We start from the raw sequence: 601 nt of genomic DNA, 5'->3' as shown, positions 1-601 counted from the left end.
GTGATATGAACGAACGTATTTCTGGCTGCCAGTAGTTATTGCAGAGTGGGAGTTGGGGAGAAGGGAGAAGAGCAAAGAGAGAAGAGAGTGGGGGAATTATAAATTATGAATTGGGGAGATGGGTGATGGGGTGATGGGAAGTGTCGTGAAGTTAAGTCCAAAAGATCAACAGGCTCTACAATGATAACAAGTGAGACCTCTAGGGAAAGGAAAATAATCATGAAGCCGATAGACCTAATTAAAGTCTTGATTGCCGACGATCACGATCTAACTTGTTTAGGACTCAAGACTTTAATTTCCCAGCAGCCGCATTGTCAGGTGGTGGGAATTGCGGTTAATGGTCAACAGGCGATCGACTTGGCGAAAAGTTGTCAACCGGATGTAATTAGGGCTTGCTGAATAAAGGTGAAATGTAGGCAAGGTAAGGGTTTTGTGGCTTTTCTCGCGAAACAGGTGCAAGATTTTGAGAGAATCGTGCTTCAAAACCTTGCGTCTTCATCGGCCCGCGTCCTGTAGGGGCGAAGCATTCGGATAAAAAATCTACGGTTTCACCGATAGGTTATTGCCCGAATGCTTCGCCCGTACTTTTTCAGCAAACCCT

1 pseudogene is annotated in these 601 nt (G+C 45.4%); it reads left to right on the top strand.

Annotation, left to right across the window (positions count from 1 at the left end):
• Positions 1-180: 180 nt before the first annotated feature.
• Positions 181-387 (top strand): annotated as a pseudogene (locus MICAI_RS16495) (response regulator transcription factor); the annotation flags it as partial.
• Between the last annotated feature and the right edge of the window lie 214 nt (positions 388-601).

Source organism: Microcystis sp. T1-4, assembly GCF_000297435.1.
Taxonomy (GTDB): Bacteria; Cyanobacteriota; Cyanobacteriia; order Cyanobacteriales; family Microcystaceae; genus Microcystis.
Note: the sequence above shows the minus strand (reverse complement) of the source record. Positions and strands in the feature narration are given on the sequence as shown.